Raw genomic sequence first — 16,642 nt, 5'->3', positions numbered from 1 at the left:
TATGTCGTATGAGTATGTGGTTGTAAACATTATTCAAAAAGTGGCTGTCATTGAATTTAATTACGCACGCAAGCTTAACGCGCTCAGTAAAGTATTTATCGATGATTTGATGCGGGCGCTGGAGGACCTTAACAAGCCGGAGATCCGTTGCGTGATCCTGCGTGCGCCGCACGGTGCGAAAGTCTTCTCCGCCGGGCATGATATCCACGAATTGCCTTCGGGGCGGCGCGATCCTCTCTCTTATGACGACCCGCTGCGCCAGATCACCCGTATGATCCAAAAATATCCGAAGCCCGTGATCTCCATGGTGGAAGGAAGTGTCTGGGGAGGGGCGTTTGAAATGATCATGAGTTCCGATTTGATCATTGCCGCCAGCTCTTCAACTTTCTCTATGACGCCCGTTAATCTCGGCGTTCCTTATAACCTGGTCGGCATTCATAACCTGACGCGCGACGCCGGGTTCCATATCGTTAAAGAGCTGATTTTCACTGCGGCCCCCATCACGGCGCAGCGGGCGCGGGAAGTTGGCATTCTGAATCATGTTGTTGACGCCAGCGATCTGGAAGATTTCACCTTGCAGATGGCGCACCAGATCTCGGAAAAAGCACCGCTTGCCATCGCGGTAATTAAAGAAGAGCTACGCGTGCTTGGTGAAGCACACACCATGAATTCGGATGAGTTTGAGCGTATTCAGGGGATGCGTCGCGCAGTTTATGACAGCCGGGATTATCAGGAAGGAATGAGCGCGTTTATGGAAAAACGCAAACCGAACTTCCTTGGACGCTAATTAACGGAGACGATAATGAAACAATCATGGCCCCGGCTGAGCGCCGACGAAGCGGCAGAACTCATCCACCACGATGACATGGTTGCTTTCAGTGGTTTTACTGCAGCAGGTTCGCCCAAAGCGCTTCCCGCCGCCATCGCTCGGCGAGCACGGGAGCTGCATCAAATGCAGCAACCGTTTCAAATCCGTTTGCTCACTGGCGCGTCTATTAGCGCGGCGGCTGATAATGCCTTATCGGAGGCGGAAGCGGTTAGCTGGCGCGCGCCCTATCAATCTGCGGCGGGAATGCGGAAAAAAATTAACCAGGGGCAGGTTAAGTTTGTTGATCTGCATTTGAGTGAAGTTGCGCAGATGGTGAACTACGGCTTCTTTGGCGAGATTGATATCGCCGTGATCGAAGCCTCGGCGTTGACATCTGATGGCAAAATCTGGCTTTCCAGTGGGATTGGCAACGCGCCGACCTGGTTGCGCAAAGCAAAAAAAATCATCATTGAGCTTAATCACTACCACAGCCCGCGGGTGGCTGAATTTGCCGATATCGCTACGCCCGGCGCACCGCCGTATCGCCACAGTGTCGCTATTTTTAGCGCATTGGACAGGATTGGCTTGCACTATGTGCAGGTGGAACCTCAAAAGATTGTGGCGGTGGTGGACACCGAATTACCGGATGCCGGTAACGTGCTGGATGGCGCGAAACCTGTCTGCCAGCAAATTGCCGACAATGTTGTGACGTTCTTGCTCCATGAAATGGCACAGGGGCGTATTCCGCGCGAATTTCTGCCGTTACAAAGCGGCGTAGGCAATATCAATAATGCCGTGATGGCGCGGCTCGGTGAAAGCCCGGACATCCCTGCGTTTATGATGTATTCCGAAGTGTTGCAGGAGTCGGTAGCGCATTTACTTGCCGCAGGAAAAATCCTCGGTGTTAGCGCATCCAGCCTGACCGTTTCCGACAATACGCTGCGCAACATTTACGACAATATGGATTTTTTCGCCGGGCGTATCGTTTTGCGACCACAGGAGATTTCCAATAACCCGGAGATCATCCGCCGTCTTGGAGTAATAGCGCTGAATGTCGGGCTGGAATTTGATATTTACGGACACGCCAATTCAACGCATGTCGCGGGCGCTAACCTGATGAATGGTATTGGTGGTAGTGGAGACTTCGAGCGTAATGCCTATTTGTCGGTATTTATGGCTCCCTCGATTGCTAAAGAGGGAAAAATTTCTTCCATTGTGCCGATGTGCAGCCATGTTGATCACAGCGAGCATAGCGTCAAAGTGATCATTACGGAGCAGGGTATCGCCGATCTGCGCGGGTTGTCGCCAATTGAGCGTGCCCGCACCATTATTGATAACTGCGCACACCCACTCTATCGGGATTACCTTCATCATTACCTGGAAACGGCTCCCGGCGGGCATCTTCATCACGATCTTAGCCGCGTATTCGAATTGCACACGAATTTACTGAACACAGGATCGATGCTCGGCTAAACCGGACGAATCGTCGCGATCGTCATTAATACACTGACAGACTTCAGCGGTATGACGATGGTTTTTCAGTGAATAGAGATATTCCTGCATATACATCGGTCCGTTTGGCGCATCGAAATATCGCAGTGTAGTGGGGTTAACCAGATGCCAGGCGAAATAGGGGATCACGGTAAGAAACTGCCCGCGTTCCACCGCGCTGATTTTCGCCATAAAACTGTAGGCCCGGTAGATAACGGTTGGGTGGATCCCACAAGGGCGCATGTGAGAATCGAGCATGGCTTCAAAATTCGCGCGGTTCTGAAAACGCATCTGCAACCACGGGAGTTCTCGCAGCAACTCCTGCGGTTGTTTTTGCTCGTAGCGGCGGGAAACTAAAAAACCCAGACGCAGCGGAGGTAACTCGGTAGCCGTGAGGTTCTCCAGCCCCAGAACACGTGGGGAAACTTGCTGAGGAGAAATAATAAAATCAAGCTGGTGGCCAAGCAGGTCGTCAATCACGCCGTTGTCACTGAATTCGATGGCCTGGGTGCTGATATTGTCATATTTATCGCCCAGGCTTAACAGTTGATCGAAAATGATGGTGGGATAGGTATTGTCGACGCCAATAACGATTTTGTGCGAGCGCAGGGCGGAAGAGTGAAGTTCATTTTCAATTGCCGATAAGCGCTCATAAACCGGGAACAGTTTCTGATAAAGTTCCTGCCCGGCTTTATTCAAACGGATACTGTTATCTTTGCGGGTAAAGAGCGGATAACCAATCTGTTCTTCCAGCGAGACAATACTTTTGCCAAACGGCGACGCAGTCATGTGTATTTTTTCTGCCGCTCTGGCGATGCTTTTCGTCTGCGCCAGTAAAATGAAATTGCGCATTCTTTTGGAAATAAAAATAGAGTTGCTCATCTGAAAATCCCTCTCTGACTAAATAACCGATGCGTATGGCCATCCGTGCCATCATTAGCATGCTATTTATTGCTGTCAGCAATGGTATAACACTGCTGTCTGGCTCGAACCAGAGGCATCAATACAGAGTGGAAGAAAAGCCGCAGTTATTTGCGGCTTTTTCAGATTATTTCTTCAACAGTCGTGGCAGTTGGTTTTCCAGCTCAAGCAGACACGCATCCATCATTTTCTGCGTTTCTTGCGTCACTTTTTGGTAATTATTTGCCCGCCAGTCGGCCAGCGGCGCGGTTTTCGCCGTTGGTGCACATTCCGCTTTTACAAACGTGCTCAGCATATTGCCATCTTCTGCACGTTTATAGAACAACACGCGGTAGGCCAGATCATAATTACTGTTTCCCGCAGACATATCTGTGTAGACCAGCGACCACTGTGCTGCTGCGATATACAGCGGCTGTTTGTAGACATAATTACCGCCCTGTTTATCGAGCCATTCGCGAATTTTCACTTCGACTTTTGGGCTTAAATAGCGCGATGTCGGTTCCGGCATAGAATCTATCGCGTTGCCTTTGTAGCTATTTTTATCAAAGGCATCGCCACTGCCCGCGCCGCCGCCAAGCGCGGCGCTGAGTAACGAAAGCCCCATACCGGCGCCAGCATGGGCAGGGCTCACTTCACGCAGTTTTACATCAGGGTAGCGATTGTTATTCATTTCAGGCGGGCTAAAAATGGTAGCAACCTCAAGCGTTGTACCGTTGGTGGCCTTGACCGGGTGCGTACTGGTTCCCGCACATCCGGCCAGCAGGGCGACAGAGAGTGCACTGAGCGCTAATGCTTTAATTTTCACTTTTTTTCCTTCTTTTTTCTGTTTACAACGTTTTATCCGGCGGAGCGGTTCTTTCAGTGAACACGCCGGTAGCCTGACTTTGAGCAAAAAGTGGTTAATAAAGATAACGGTCTGATTTAAATAAGCTTTAGCGGGGATTTAGCACTGAATTTTCATCTTTATTGGTGCAAATCAAGGAATCTATGAGTGCTTTCGTGTGGGGAAGATCATGGCAAATTACGTGGTCAGCGTTTCAGACCAGGCTGTCGCGGCAAATTTTTTTCCGGTGGAACAAGGCCTGAACGCTTTTAATGATGAGATCACCGGTATCAGCGATCGTAAGCCTTTGAGCGTATTGGTTAAAGATGCGAATACTGGTGAAGTGATTGGCGGGATGATTGGTCGTACGTCACTGGGACTGCTGTTTATTGATCTGGTTTATCTTCCGCCAGTACTTCGTGGGCAGCGTTTAGGCGAAACACTACTACGGCAGTTCGAAGAGGAAGGGAGAAAGCGCGGCTGTATCTCTGGTTTTCTTTACACCATCAGTTTCCAGGCCCCTGGGTTTTATAAAAAAAATGGTTGGCAAGAGTTTGGCCGGATTGATTGCCTGCCTGAGGGAACCAGCCGGATTTTTTTGCGCAAACAGCTTTAAGAAGCTCAGCGGAGCCGCCTTTCCGTCATCACGGGCATTTGCTGAATGCCCGTGCAATTACCCTCACACTCATGCAGGTTTGTACAAACTCTGCTCGTATGTTCCGCTTTAGGTCTATTTATTAAGAAAACATTAGTTTGCGTTTTATTTAAGTATTGTTTTTGGGATACGGGTAACAAATTTTTATTAAGTATCATTGAAATGTTTGTGGCAAAGTTTCATGTAAAATGTATTATTGATTATGGGTGCTACAGTAAATTCTTATATTCTTTTGTGACGCAATGAATAAATCTTATATTTCTGAACTGCAAAAGATGTCTCTGGTATTATTTTTAGCGAACAGGGGCGTCTGCAATATATTCGCTGATAATGAAGGAGATAAGCATACTTACAGCAGCTCTCCTTTCACAAAAGCGTGGTTTTTGGATCATACTCACCGGATACATGTCCGTCATTTTGGCCGCGTATGGCGGCTGCTAAAAAAGCGTGACACGGAGGCGACAAGCCGCACAGCACTTGAAGCCTACTCGCTTTATGTCAGTGACTGCCTGCTGGAGTTACAGTCTGCTCCGGTGTTGACGCTGGTTCAGGGCTGGGTGTTAATCGAGGCTTATGAGAAGTGTCTGGCCTGTAGTGATGGATGCGAACCTGCATGCTGTTTTGGCGAGCAATCCGCGCCTTCTTTGCTGGAAAAATATATATATCAGTTGTGTTTCGAACCTGATTTGCAATTAGAGTCCGGTTTATTAAAGCAAGCCTGTTTAGTGAGTCGGAATAATTCTTATTTATTAAATAAAACGCAACAGCTTAGTGATTAATTCTTGATGGCCTTTATATAGATAAAGGATTTAAATTCAACATTCTTTTACTCTGCTGTATGTCAATGTTCCCGGTAAAATATTTCCGCCCGTCGCAAAAAATACATGTATAACCCTGCAAGGGATTGCACGGTTATCGGGGCACTGATCACACATCCATGATTATCATCACAGTTCCCGTTTTGAAGGCTTGAGCCGCCTCGTCTGATTCGTTATAAGGGTTCCCGGGACGTAATCAGTAGAGAACTGAGCGAAACCTGATTCCATTGTTGCCTTGCGTGGCGGCAATGGAGTCAGGTTTTTTTTTGCTTTTTATCCGGGCGCACGCTTTTGGAAAAACATCAGGATTAAACAGTGAGAAAGCTGAAATGAAAGTAGAAAAAATACTCAGCAACAACGCTGTCCTGCTCATCAATGCAAAGCATGAAGAGATCGTAGCCATTGGGCGGGGCATTGGTTTTGGCAAAAGACCGGGTGATAAGGTCGACCGCAGCCAGATTGAAAGCCAGTTCGTCAAAAAGTCGGAAGGGCTGGCGGACGTCCTTTCGCAACTGCTGGCGGAAATTCCTCCCCCTTACCTGGCTGTCACGCAGCAGATCATTGCGCTGGCTCAGCAGCGGCTGGCGATCACTGTGCAGGACACGCTGTTCCTGGCGTTAAGCGATCATTTAAATTTTGCCATCCAGCGGCAAGCCAACGGGCTGGTGATTAAGAACTTTTTACTGTGGGACATTAAACGTTTTTATGCCCAGGAATATGCGGTGGGGCTTGAGGCATTGCAGCTTATCAATAGTAAACTCGGCATTAGCCTGCCGGAGGATGAAGCCGGGTTTATCGCCCTGCATCTGGCGAATGCCAAAAATAACAGCGACATGCAAAGCACCATGCAGAGCGCCACCATCATTAAAGATGTGCTGACAATCCTGAAATACGATCTGCACCTGACCTATGACGAAGAATCGCTAAATTATCAGCGCCTTATTACACACCTCAAATTTTTCGCACTGCGTTTGCTGAACCGAAATACCGTTGCGCACGGTGACGACAGTATCTATCAGGGGATCACCGGCATGATGCCGGCCGCCTATGCCTGTGCGATGAAAGTTAATGATTATGTTGAGAAAAATTACCAGTGCCAGCTCACCACCGACGAAGTGATGTTCCTGACGATCCATATCAATCGGCTGAGCGGTGGTTAACGGCGGCAAGAAAAAGGAGATAGTAACGATGCAAATGAGATTTCCCGAAGGTTTTCTGTGGGGCGGTTCAGTTGCCGCAAACCAGGTCGAAGGTGCGTGGAACGAGGGAGGAAAAGGCGTTTCCACTTCCGATCTGCAACCGCAGGGAATACATGGCAATGTCGTTGAGCGTGACGCGAACAGCACCGGTATCAAAGATGTAGCCATCGATTTTTACCACCGCTACCCGGAAGATATTCAGTTATTTGCTGAGATGGGTTTTAACGTGCTGCGCACTTCGATTGCCTGGACGCGCATCTACCCGAATGGCGATGAAAGCGAGCCAAACGAAGAGGGGCTGGCTTTTTACGACCGACTGTTTGATGAAATGGCCCGCTATGGCATCCAGCCGTTAATCACGCTTTCACACTATGAAATGCCTTACGGGTTGGTGAAAAACTATGACGGCTGGAGCAGCCGGAAGGTGATTGACTTGTTCGAACGCTACGCGCGCACGGTCTTTACCCGCTATCGCGATAAAGTGAAATACTGGCTGACGTTTAACGAAATCAACATGGCATTGCACGCGCCGTTTACCGGCGTTGGGCTTGCGGGTGAGCGAAGTAAGCAGGAAATCTATCAGGCCATTCATCATCAGCTGGTGGCAAGCGCCCGCGCGGTAAAAGCCTGCCATGAAATCATTCCGGATGCGAAAATCGGCAGCATGTTGCTGGGTGGCATTCGTTACCCGATCACCTGCAAACCGGAAGATGTACTGCAATCGCAGCGCGTAAATCGCGACTGGCTGTTTTTTGGCGATGTTCAGGCGCGTGGTGCTTATCCGGCGTGGATTGGCCGCTTTTTCCGCGAAAATAACATTGCGCTCAATATCACCGGGCAGGATGAGCTGGACCTGCAAGAGACAGTCGATTTCATCTCGTTCAGTTATTACATGAGCGGTTGCGCCGCCGCACAGCCGGAGCTGTATCAAAGCTCGCGCACCAATATCATGCGCATGATCCCCAACCCGCACCTTGAAAGCTCCGAGTGGGGCTGGCAGATAGACCCGCAAGGGCTGCGTTTTTTACTCAATGAGCTGCACGATCGTTACCAGAAACCGCTGTTTATTGTGGAGAACGGGCTGGGGGCGAAAGATGTTCCCGCCGAGGATGGCTCAATTGAAGATGATTACCGCATCCAGTATTTGCAGGCGCATTTGGTGCAGGTCAGAGAGGCGATTGAAGATGGCGTGGAACTGCTGGGGTATACCAGTTGGGGACCGATTGATCTGGTCAGTGCCGGTACCGCGCAGATGTCGAAACGCTATGGCTTTATCTATGTGGATCGCGATGATGCCGGGAATGGCACGCTGGCGCGTCGGCGCAAGAAAAGCTTCTTCTGGTATCGCGATGTGATCAGCAGTAATGGGGCAACCTTAGCGCTGTAATGTGAGCGCAAGAGATGCCGGATGTGGCTTACGCCCATCCGGCATTTGTCGTTTATGGCGTCCCGGTGACAATCGCGCAGCGCCAGGCGAAAAGGGACGGCATGCCGCCATTCTGCACCTGCAAAATGATGTGGAACGGCGTAGCGGTTTTTGGTTTGCGGTGCGGTAACGCCGGCATCGGGTAAGTCGCTGTGCCCTGGTGTCAGTTGCGGGGCGAAATAGATCCCCGTGCTGGCCGTATCAGGGGAGAGCGCCAGTAACATGCTTAATCGCGTTTTTGTAAGTGACCTGGTTTTTTCCTCTCTTAAAAATCTGCTTCCCGTCGCTCCGCCAGACAACGGAAAGCAGGTTTCGCCAAAGGTGATGTAGCATGCTGTGGGCATGATTATAAAAAGAGTCGTTCAGCCAGGCCGCCCATAATAGTGATAAATGTTACCGGGGGGCTGTATTTGCCTGCCTGCTCAATTCCATGGCAACGCTATTTGCGTGATGATTTTCACAAATTGGTTATTTGCGGTGGTAATTGCCTGCGCGGCTTGTTAGAAAGAGGGCGTTAGTTAAGGACGTCACCAGAGAAATTCTGGGCGAGACCTGGATAAAGCAGTGTGTTTACACACTATTTTATCCAGGTTTTTTTTTGCTTTTTTCCAGCTGGCCAGCGGATACAGGCAACACCAGGGTGTCCTGATTATTACTGTCGTTTGTGAAACGGGAAGTCTCATTATGAATAACAAAGTACTGGCAGAAAATATTCTGCAGCTGGTAGGTGGGGAGAGCAACGTTGCGACGCTGGTACATTGCGCGACGCGTTTACGCTTTAAAATCATCGATAACAGCAAGGTGCGGTTGGCAGAGCTCGACGCGCTGGACGGCGTCATTACCGTGGTGAATGGCTCCGGTCAATTACAGGTGGTGATTGGCAACCGCGTGCCAGACGTATTCCGCGCGTTTGGCACCATCTCAGGATTACTGGAGGATGATAAAAAGAAACAACCTTCGGAGCCGTCGCAAAATACAGCCTCGCTGTTAGGTCGTTTGATCGATTTGGTCGCCGGGATATTCACGCCATTATTAGGTGCGATGGCCGCAGCCGGTGTGCTAAAAGGCGCGCTGGCGATTGTGCTGGCGGCCGGATGGCTGAGCAATAAAGAGAGCACCTATATTATTTTGCATGCCGCATCCGACAGCCTGTTCTATTTTCTGCCGATGCTGTTAGCCATCACCTCCGCACGTAAATTTGAAACCAATATCTTTGTTGCCGTGTCGATCGCGGGTGCGCTCATTTACCCCAGTATTCAAGGGCTATTTGATGGCGGCCAGCCGGTGAGCTTTTTTGGCCTGCCGGTGGTGATGATGAAATATACCGGTTCGGTGATCCCGATTATTTTCAGCGTCTGGCTGATGTCGATAATTGAGCGCTTTCTCAATCGCCATATTCATGAAAGCGTGCGCAATATTCTGACGCCGTTTTTCCTGCTGACGTTAATGGTGCCGCTGACGTTAATGACCATCGGGCCGATTGGCATTTCGATCAGTGAGTTTGTCGCCTCTTTATTTGTTTCGATTTACGGCTTCAACCCGATTATCGCCAGCGCGCTAATGGCTGCCGCCTGGCAGGTGCTGGTGATTTTCGGCGTGCACTGGGGCTTTGTTACCGTCTTTATCAACGACATTTCTGTGATGGGACACAGTTTTCTTAAAGCAGCCTCCAGCCCCTCGGTTTTCGCCCAGTCCGGAGCCTTGCTGGCGGTGATGCTGCGGGCAAAAGACAAAAAGCTGAAAGCGCTGGCGGGCAGTACCTTTATCGCCTCGCTATTCGGCATTACCGAACCGGGTGTCTACGGTGTCACCTTGAAACTGAAAAAACCGTTTATCTGTGCGGTGATCGCGGCGGCTTTTGGCGGTGCGGTGGTCGGATACGCCAAAAGTTCGGCGATCTCAATGGGGATGCCGGGGCTGTTGACGCTGCCGATTTTCTACGGCGATGGTTTTATCGGCTTTCTTATTGGCTGCGCCATGGCGTTTGCTGGCAGCCTGGTGCTGACGTTGATTGTGGGTTTTGACGAACCTTCCGCGCAAGCGCTGCCTGACGCATCGGCGAGTGAAAAAAAGCATACCGCGCATCAACTGGTGATGCCGAAAACCGCTGCGCTGGCTCCTGAGCAGATTACCGCGCCGGTTTCTGGCGCGTTAATTCCGCTGGCTGAAGTGGATGATAAGGTTTTTTCGACAGGCGTTGTCGGGCCGGGTTTTGCCATTATTCCGGATGAAGGACGAGTTTATTCCCCGGTCGACGGCCATATTGCCAGCACCTTCGCCAGCGGCCATGCCATTGGCATTCGCTCCACGGCGGGCGCGGAAATACTGATCCACGTCGGGATTAATACCGTGCAACTGGATGGGCAATATTTCCATATGCAGGTGAAAGAAGGCGATGAAATCAAAAAAGGCCAGCTTCTGCTGACATTCGATCTCGATAACATTAAACAGGCGGGTTATGACACGGTGACACCCGTGGTCATTACCAACAGCGAAGCCTGGCGCGAATTACACATTAGCGATAAGTCCCATTCCCGCTTTGGCGAGCCGGTAATGGCGCTCCTGGTGTAACGCCCGCTGCTGGCGGGAGGCTATTTGCGGCGGGGGCAGTTGTCGCCGCAACCTATTAAGCACGTGTTTATGCGTTAATTGATCTACCCCCACAGGACGTGACTGATTTTATTCAGGCGAGACCTGCAACTGACGGAGCATTTTCCGTCAGTTGCAGGTCTTTTTGTTTTCAGGGGGCAATACCGAGGGGAACTCATGAAAGTGAACAACATAATTTCTAAAAAGACGTACATTGCCGTGGCGTTAGTATCCTGTTATGGCGCAAGCAGCGGCGCAACGGCGCAGCAGCTAACGCTTGAACAGCGCATGGCGGCACTGGAAGCGCAGTTGCGCGTTACGCAGCAGAAACTGCAAGCCTATGAAGAAAAAGATCGCGCGCAGCAACGCAACGTTGCCTCGTCAGCCGTGCCTGGTGTAACGGTGCAGGCTACGCCAGCGCAAGCGAAAACGGAGCCGGAGCTATCGCCAGCGGCTCTGAAAAAAATAAGCCAGTATGTGCAGGATGATACCGGCTTTAAATATTCCGGTTATTTCCGCTCGGGTTGGGCAACCACCACCAATGGGGGACCAAAATCCTGGGCAGTGGGCTCACTGGGGCGTTTTGGTAACGAATATGACGGTTGGTATAACTTGTCATTAAAGAAACGGGCATGGCGCGATGGCGACAAATCTATCTGGGCGAACGTGCAATTTGAGGGCGATCTCGGGTTAACCCAGAGCAATGAATCCTTTGAAAAAGGGATGTCCGGCGGCGGTATGGGCAAACTGAGTAAGCTCTATGTTGAAGGCAATGGGCTACTTCCTTTTGCGCCAGAGGCTTCGGTCTGGGTGGGGAAACATACGCTGCCACAATATGAAATTCAGCTGCTGGACTGGAAAAGCAATCGCACACTTTCCGGTGCAGGCGTAGGGATAGAAAACTGGAAGCTACCGGTTGGCGCACTCAGTATGGCGATAACGCGTAACGATATTGATAATTACAGTACGGTCTGCGCCGCAGGCGCTTCCAGCTGTAGCAATACCACGCAGGTTAACGTCAATATCGCTGAAGTTCGCTACAAGAATCTTCCTGTGACAGAAAATGCGACGCTGGAACTGGGGGCGAAATATGCGTTTGCTAACCAGACGGATGAGCAGAAAAAAGCGCAGGCGGATAATGACTATTATCAGGTCAAATCCTCCTGGCTTGGACAGGCGATTTTGCGTAATCCTATTCTGAAAGGCTCAAATGAATTGACGCTGCAAGTGGCAAATAACTCCCTTGCCAGCCAGTTTATGAATATTTCCAGCGCCAACCCGGATTTTGATTACAACAGTTCTTACTACGGTATTCATAGCGGCGGTATTGGCTGGCGGTTGGTGGATCAGGGGGAGTTTTATCTGGGTGAGAAGATAATCATGGCGCACGCGCTGGTGTATGGTCGCGGCCACGATCTTTACTCGACATATACCGGGGCGCATACGGACTTTACTACCGCGCGCGCGGTTATTCGTCCGTCATGGATCTGGAATCAAAACATGCAGACGGCGCTGGAATTGGGGTATTTCACGCAGAAAAATCGTGTCAATAATTCCACATTGGATGAATCTGGTTATAAGGTGACGCTGGCGCAGGTGTATAAAGTGGATACCAGCATTCTTAATTCCCGACCGGAACTTCGCCTCTATAGTACTTACCTGAAAGCGTTAGAGCATGAGATCGATAACCAGACCTTTAACGACGGTAAGGATTATCAAATAAGTTTTGGCGTGCAGGCTGAAGTGGTCTTTTGAACAACAAAAACAGAATCCCCGCCGTGGCGGCGGGGAACAATAACGCATGCAGATGTTGCGTTAGAAAGCGATAAAAATGAAGGGTGGGATAAAGACAAACCCTTTATTTTTAGATGGCAAAATCTTCCAATTTTTTACCGTCTTCCAGTGCTTTGGCAATCACTTTCGGTGTGCGGCCCTGGCCGGTCCAGCTTTTTTCCGTGCCGTCTTCATCAATATACTTATATTTGGCTGGGCGTGGTGCACGAACAGATTTTGATTTCGTCGTTTGTCCTTTCAGCGAGGATAAAAGTTCGGTTGGATCGATACCTTCATCCAGCAGTTTTTGACGAAACGCAGCCAGCTTGGCTTCTTTCTCTTCTTGTTCTTTACGTAGAGAAGATTCTTCTTCACGACGTTCTTCAACAACAACTGACAGTTTTTCAAGCATCTCTTCAAGAGCTTCAAGGGTAAGCTCACGGGCCTGAACTCGCAGGGTGCGAATGTTATTAAGTGATTTAAGTGCTTCTGACATAGCGTCACTCCGTGTGCGGAAAAATGAATAATCTATCGGAATTAATTTTTAGTGATAACGACATAAAAATCAATACGGAATTATAGGTTTTAGCAAATATATATGTGATTGTGCAACCCTATGACTTTGTGGGTATCTGGCTCTGGCTAATTTAGTCACAATGCGGCATTAAAAAAGCCACAGAATTTAAGGGTTATTTTTATCGGAATCGTTAGTTAATGCCGCTTGTTCATCATAAAATAACCTATATCTTCGCATTGACTTTCGCTTGACGGGTGCAGATTTTTCTTAACAAAGAGGCATTACAGGTATAGCGCCTGTGGCAAACGGTAAACGTTATCTCTGAACTGACGCGTTTTTTCTTTTTGATTTGCGTTAGCGCAAGCGGCAATTTCAGCATGGCTAAATGTTCCATTAAACATGACCACATATTGATGGCTCAGGTTTCTCCACAATAAGCCGCTAAGAAATTTGATCCGCGTCAGACGCTGTTGAGAATATTCTCGATTAGTAGCAAGCACAGCACGCTCCAGTTCATATCGGAGGTCATAAAATCGACCTTATTGACCCTCCGCTGGGGTTTCTTTTTCATACTCAACTTTTAATTACGTGCAGTAATAATTGCATTGCTGGATATCGCTTGTTGCGCTGCACGCAGCGTGTCGCATAAATGATGAAGTGCAGGTTTTATCCGGTTATCAGGTTTTGCTGATATTAAACTGAAACTGCAGATCTTATCGCTATCCTGTTTTTTAACGGGTTCGGCCCGCGAGAAAACGCGCGGCGCGATAAATTCACCGTTCAATATCACCATAACGTTGCTGCCAATCGCAGCCGCAGAAACGCGCTATCGCTGCGTTGGCGCTTTCCCGCGCGAATAAACAGATTCAGATAAAAGCGTTGCGGATTATTTTGCGATTATTTCCCCACTCGCTGGGGAAATATCTCCAGCAGCCAGTCAATAAACACGCGCAGACGATGCGTAACGTGGCGGTTTTGTGGATACACCACATGAAAAGGGTACGGCTCTGGCCGCCACGGGCGCAGGATCTCCACCAGCGTGCCCGCTTTTAACGCCGCACCGAGTGAATAACTGAAGGTCTGGATAATCCCCAGCCCCGCCATCCCGGCGGCGAGATGCGCATTGCTCTCATTAATACCAATCCGGTGCGGCACTTTAATTTCGGTTTTTTCGCCATCGCGCTCAAAGCGTAACGGAAACGCTCGGCCGGTTTGTGGCGAGAGGTAGCTGACCAGCCGGTGGCCGTTTTTTAGCTCCTCGGGATAGGCCGGTGTACCAAATGTTTTCAGGTATTCCGGCGTTGCGCAGGTAATGAGCGTGGCGGCGCCAATACGGCGGGCAATCAGCGAGGAGCTATCCAGTGGCCCGCCACGGATCACGCAATCCACATTGTCGCTAATCAGATCCACCGGGCGATCGGCAACGCCCAAATCAAGACGAATGTCCGGGTAACGCGCCAGAAAATCCGGCAGGGCGGGGATCAACACATCTTTCGCCGTTGAGCCGCCAATATCGACGCGAAGCTGTCCGCCCGGCGTTCCGCGTGCGGCATTGAATGAACCGTCGACATCTTCGAGATCGCGAAGGATACGGGTTGTTTTTTCATAATAGTCGCGCCCTTCCGGCGTAACCGTCACGCGGCGGGTGGTGCGCTGCAATAACCGCACGCCAAGGTGGGCTTCCAGTTCCTGCACCAGTTTGCTCAATGTCGCGTTGGGCATCTCCAGCGAATCCGCCGCCCGGGTAAAGTTCCCCGCTTCGACCACGCGGGCGAAAGCGCGTATTGCCAGTAATTGATCCATGCGAGTTCCTCCGTTGCTGTGATGTTGATTATACACAGTGGTGAATAGTCATTTTAATTTTTCGGTATTTTTCAATAAAAACGGGGGAGGTAGAGTTGCGCCATACCTGAGACGGCAGGCTGGTCTGCCGCAGGCACATCCCTTAACTGAACCGAGGAATACCACATGAGCACACAACTGAATGGCAAAATCGCACTGGTGACTGGCGGGACAAGCGGCATTGGTCTGGCAACCGCACAAGAACTGGCAGAGCAGGGGGCGCGCGTCTTTATTACCGGTCGTCGCCAGGCAGAACTGGACGCGGCGGTTGAACGTATTGGTTCCAGCGCCACGGGCATTCGCGCCGATGCGTCGGTAATGGCGGATCTTGATGCCGTGTTTGCCCAGATTGCGAAAAGCGCCGGGCGACTCGACATCCTGTTTGCCAACGCCGGTGGTGGCGACATGCTGCCGCTGGGGGCGATTACTGAAGAGCATTTCGACCGCATTTTCGCCACCAACGTGCGCGGCGTACTGTTTACCGTGCAAAAAGCGCTCCCGCTGCTGGTAAACAACGCTTCAATCATTCTCACCGGATCGACCACATCGGTGAAAGGCACCGCCAGTTTCAGCGTTTACAGCGCCAGTAAAGCGGCGGTGCGTAACTTTGCCCGTTCATGGGCGCTGGATCTGCAAGGGCGCGGTATCCGCGTTAACGTGGTCAGCCCAGGCCCTGTCCGCACGCCGGGTTTAGGTGAACTGGTACCGGATGAGCATCGTCAGGGCTTGTTTGACGCGCTGGCAGCCCAGGTTCCGTTGGGGCGTTTAGGTGAACCGCAAGAGATTGGCAAAGTGGTCGCGTTTCTCGCTTCGGATGCTTCCAGCTTTATCAATGGCGCTGAGCTGTTCGTCGATGGCGGCATGGCGCAAATCTAATTCACCACGCCGGGCTGGCCATTGCTGCGCCAGCCCGCAACGCAGGAGCAGAACATGCACACTTCTGCACTTTTGGTTGCTCAGCAACTGATCGACAAGCATTTTACTATCTGGAATAGCGCACACCCTGAACAACAGGTCACCACCTTTTCTGACGTCTATGCCGACGATTTTTTCGTGGCGGATGATGCCGATGTGGCAACCGGGTTTGAGAACGTTGCGGCACTGATTTCTCGCGTGCAGCGTGAGCATCCGGGGTTTTCGTTCACCCCCGATCCGGTGACGTGGAACCACGGTTTAGGGCGCGTTAGCTGGGGTTATGGCCCGCAGGAGAACCCGAATCTGATCCGCGGTGAGGATATTTTCACCGTGCGCGATGGCAGACTTGCCAGCCTGTGGGTATTTATTAACACGCCGTAACGGTCGGCAAGCCGCACCATTCATTGCCCACTGAGAAACCCCTATCAACATACCGGTAAACCTGAGTTTTCCAGTGCCGACCATAGCAAACTGCCTGCTACAGGTATCGTTGTTAGCGCTTACTATCGCGTCCACCCTGAGGACGGGCAAACCCTTATTGATGCTGTGGTGCCGGAAATGGCGGCGGCGCGCAAACTGCCGGGCTGTATCTATTATGCTTTCGCGCAGGATTTGGCCGATGCCAACGCCTATCACCTGGTGGCAGGCTGGAAAGATGAAGCCTTCCACCAGCGCCATGAAAAGGCGACAACCTTTCTGCAGGCCCTGGCGACGGTAGTTAAAAATGTGCGCATCCTTAACCGCCTGGGTGTTCGCTACAATGTTGCCCTACAACACGTGATGATCCGCGTGGCAAAGTAGCCTGAGTTGCCGCCGCATTAAGCGATTTTCAGCAATAGCTAAGCCATTTAAATACTTTGTCATT

General features: G+C 50.6%; 17 protein-coding genes. 11 read left to right on the top strand and 6 right to left on the bottom strand.

The features are described from left to right. Position 1 precedes the first annotated feature (1 nt). Positions 2-787: a methylmalonyl-CoA decarboxylase gene (gene scpB, locus O3S68_RS11305; protein ID WP_020456866.1), complete on the top strand. Its 786-nt coding sequence runs from the start codon at positions 2-4 to the stop codon at positions 785-787. 15 nt (positions 788-802) lie between these two features. Beyond that, entirely contained in the window at positions 803-2,281 is a 1,479-nt protein-coding gene (locus O3S68_RS11300; RefSeq protein WP_269231527.1) for a succinate CoA transferase, read from the top strand. Here O3S68_RS11300 and srsR read toward each other — a convergent pair. Together srsR and O3S68_RS11290 are read right to left on the bottom strand one after the other, a co-directional pair. Then, positions 2,252-3,181 (bottom strand): LysR family transcriptional regulator SrsR, encoded by a 930-nt coding sequence (srsR, locus tag O3S68_RS11295; protein ID WP_045508693.1) that lies wholly within the window; start codon positions 3,179-3,181, stop codon positions 2,252-2,254. The two genes, O3S68_RS11300 and srsR, sit on opposite strands and share 30 nt — an antisense overlap. Before the next feature lie 166 nt (positions 3,182-3,347). Continuing rightward, complete coding sequence (locus tag O3S68_RS11290; protein WP_269231526.1) at positions 3,348-4,025, bottom strand: hypothetical protein; 678 nt, start codon at positions 4,023-4,025, stop codon at positions 3,348-3,350. A gap of 208 nt (positions 4,026-4,233) precedes the next feature. Between O3S68_RS11290 and O3S68_RS11285 the strand changes: the two genes are divergently transcribed. The 4 genes from O3S68_RS11285 (at position 4,234) to O3S68_RS11270 (ending at position 8,102) form a co-directional block, all read left to right on the top strand. Further along, positions 4,234-4,659: a GNAT family N-acetyltransferase gene (locus O3S68_RS11285; RefSeq protein ID WP_269231525.1), complete on the top strand. Its 426-nt coding sequence runs from the start codon at positions 4,234-4,236 to the stop codon at positions 4,657-4,659. A 281-nt stretch (positions 4,660-4,940) separates the two neighbouring features. Next, complete coding sequence (locus O3S68_RS11280) at positions 4,941-5,477, top strand: FlhC family transcriptional regulator (RefSeq protein WP_097406231.1); 537 nt, start codon at positions 4,941-4,943, stop codon at positions 5,475-5,477. A gap of 368 nt (positions 5,478-5,845) precedes the next feature. Beyond that, entirely contained in the window at positions 5,846-6,676 is an 831-nt protein-coding gene (gene licT / locus O3S68_RS11275; RefSeq protein ID WP_269231524.1) for a BglG family transcription antiterminator LicT, read from the top strand. A 28-nt stretch (positions 6,677-6,704) separates the two neighbouring features. Then, positions 6,705-8,102: a glycoside hydrolase family 1 protein gene (locus O3S68_RS11270; protein ID WP_269231523.1), complete on the top strand. Its 1,398-nt coding sequence runs from the start codon at positions 6,705-6,707 to the stop codon at positions 8,100-8,102. 52 nt (positions 8,103-8,154) lie between these two features. Here O3S68_RS11270 and O3S68_RS11265 read toward each other — a convergent pair whose 3' ends face one another. Next, complete coding sequence (locus O3S68_RS11265) at positions 8,155-8,280, bottom strand: hypothetical protein (protein ID WP_269231522.1); 126 nt, start codon at positions 8,278-8,280, stop codon at positions 8,155-8,157. A 545-nt stretch (positions 8,281-8,825) separates the two neighbouring features. Between O3S68_RS11265 and O3S68_RS11260 the strand changes: the two genes are divergently transcribed. After that, positions 8,826-10,712 carry a beta-glucoside-specific PTS transporter subunit IIABC gene (locus O3S68_RS11260; RefSeq protein ID WP_269231521.1) on the top strand — a complete coding sequence of 629 codons (1,887 nt, stop codon included), beginning with the start codon at positions 8,826-8,828 and terminating at the stop codon, positions 10,710-10,712. A gap of 195 nt (positions 10,713-10,907) precedes the next feature. Continuing rightward, complete coding sequence (locus O3S68_RS11255) at positions 10,908-12,485, top strand: carbohydrate porin (RefSeq protein WP_269231520.1); 1,578 nt, start codon at positions 10,908-10,910, stop codon at positions 12,483-12,485. A 109-nt stretch (positions 12,486-12,594) separates the two neighbouring features. Here O3S68_RS11255 and O3S68_RS11250 read toward each other — a convergent pair whose 3' ends face one another. The 3 genes from O3S68_RS11250 to O3S68_RS11240 all read right to left on the bottom strand — a co-directional run bounded on the left by O3S68_RS11250 (position 12,595) and on the right by O3S68_RS11240 (position 14,823). After that, positions 12,595-12,999: an H-NS family histone-like protein gene (locus O3S68_RS11250; protein WP_017455745.1), complete on the bottom strand. Its 405-nt coding sequence runs from the start codon at positions 12,997-12,999 to the stop codon at positions 12,595-12,597. Between the two features lie 302 nt (positions 13,000-13,301). Then, positions 13,302-13,520, bottom strand: coding sequence for a hypothetical protein (locus tag O3S68_RS11245; protein ID WP_269231519.1), 219 nt, complete (start codon positions 13,518-13,520; stop codon positions 13,302-13,304). Between the two features lie 397 nt (positions 13,521-13,917). Then, the gene (locus O3S68_RS11240) at positions 13,918-14,823 is read right to left on the bottom strand and encodes a LysR family transcriptional regulator (RefSeq protein ID WP_045508711.1); all 906 of its coding nucleotides are present in this window, start codon (positions 14,821-14,823) and stop codon (positions 13,918-13,920) included. Positions 14,824-14,988: 165 nt separating this feature from the next. On the opposite strand from O3S68_RS11240, the gene O3S68_RS11235 reads away from it, so the two are divergent. The 3 genes from O3S68_RS11235 to O3S68_RS11225 all read left to right on the top strand — a co-directional run bounded on the left by O3S68_RS11235 (position 14,989) and on the right by O3S68_RS11225 (position 16,578). Next, positions 14,989-15,738: a glucose 1-dehydrogenase gene (locus O3S68_RS11235; RefSeq protein WP_020456876.1), complete on the top strand. Its 750-nt coding sequence runs from the start codon at positions 14,989-14,991 to the stop codon at positions 15,736-15,738. 54 nt (positions 15,739-15,792) lie between these two features. Further along, positions 15,793-16,158, top strand: coding sequence for a nuclear transport factor 2 family protein (locus O3S68_RS11230; RefSeq protein WP_269231518.1), 366 nt, complete (start codon positions 15,793-15,795; stop codon positions 16,156-16,158). A 165-nt stretch (positions 16,159-16,323) separates the two neighbouring features. After that, the gene (locus O3S68_RS11225) at positions 16,324-16,578 is read left to right on the top strand and encodes a putative quinol monooxygenase (RefSeq protein ID WP_269231517.1); all 255 of its coding nucleotides are present in this window, start codon (positions 16,324-16,326) and stop codon (positions 16,576-16,578) included. The last annotated feature ends 64 nt before the right edge of the window (positions 16,579-16,642 follow it).

The sequence above is a fragment of the Kosakonia sp. SOY2 genome (assembly GCF_027109175.1).
Lineage (GTDB): Bacteria > Pseudomonadota > Gammaproteobacteria > Enterobacterales > Enterobacteriaceae > Kosakonia.
The sequence above is the reverse complement of the archived record's forward strand: the minus strand, read 5'-3'. Positions and strand labels throughout refer to the sequence as shown.

Bases quoted from the DNA above. Each gene is read 5' to 3' on its own strand.
- scpB (WP_020456866.1), top strand. From the start codon at position 2: ATGTCGTATGAGTATGTGGTTGTAAACATTATTCAAAAAGTGGCTGTC.
- O3S68_RS11300 (WP_269231527.1), top strand. From the start codon at position 803: ATGAAACAATCATGGCCCCGGCTGAGCGCCGACGAAGCGGCAGAACTC.
- srsR (WP_045508693.1), bottom strand. From the start codon at position 3,181: ATGAGCAACTCTATTTTTATTTCCAAAAGAATGCGCAATTTCATTTTA.
- O3S68_RS11285 (WP_269231525.1), top strand. From the start codon at position 4,234: ATGGCAAATTACGTGGTCAGCGTTTCAGACCAGGCTGTCGCGGCAAAT.
- O3S68_RS11280 (WP_097406231.1), top strand. From the start codon at position 4,941: ATGAATAAATCTTATATTTCTGAACTGCAAAAGATGTCTCTGGTATTA.
- licT (WP_269231524.1), top strand. From the start codon at position 5,846: ATGAAAGTAGAAAAAATACTCAGCAACAACGCTGTCCTGCTCATCAAT.
- O3S68_RS11270 (WP_269231523.1), top strand. From the start codon at position 6,705: ATGCAAATGAGATTTCCCGAAGGTTTTCTGTGGGGCGGTTCAGTTGCC.
- O3S68_RS11265 (WP_269231522.1), bottom strand. From the start codon at position 8,280: ATGCCGGCGTTACCGCACCGCAAACCAAAAACCGCTACGCCGTTCCAC.
- O3S68_RS11260 (WP_269231521.1), top strand. From the start codon at position 8,826: ATGAATAACAAAGTACTGGCAGAAAATATTCTGCAGCTGGTAGGTGGG.
- O3S68_RS11255 (WP_269231520.1), top strand. From the start codon at position 10,908: ATGAAAGTGAACAACATAATTTCTAAAAAGACGTACATTGCCGTGGCG.
- O3S68_RS11250 (WP_017455745.1), bottom strand. From the start codon at position 12,999: ATGTCAGAAGCACTTAAATCACTTAATAACATTCGCACCCTGCGAGTT.
- O3S68_RS11240 (WP_045508711.1), bottom strand. From the start codon at position 14,823: ATGGATCAATTACTGGCAATACGCGCTTTCGCCCGCGTGGTCGAAGCG.
- O3S68_RS11235 (WP_020456876.1), top strand. From the start codon at position 14,989: ATGAGCACACAACTGAATGGCAAAATCGCACTGGTGACTGGCGGGACA.
- O3S68_RS11230 (WP_269231518.1), top strand. From the start codon at position 15,793: ATGCACACTTCTGCACTTTTGGTTGCTCAGCAACTGATCGACAAGCAT.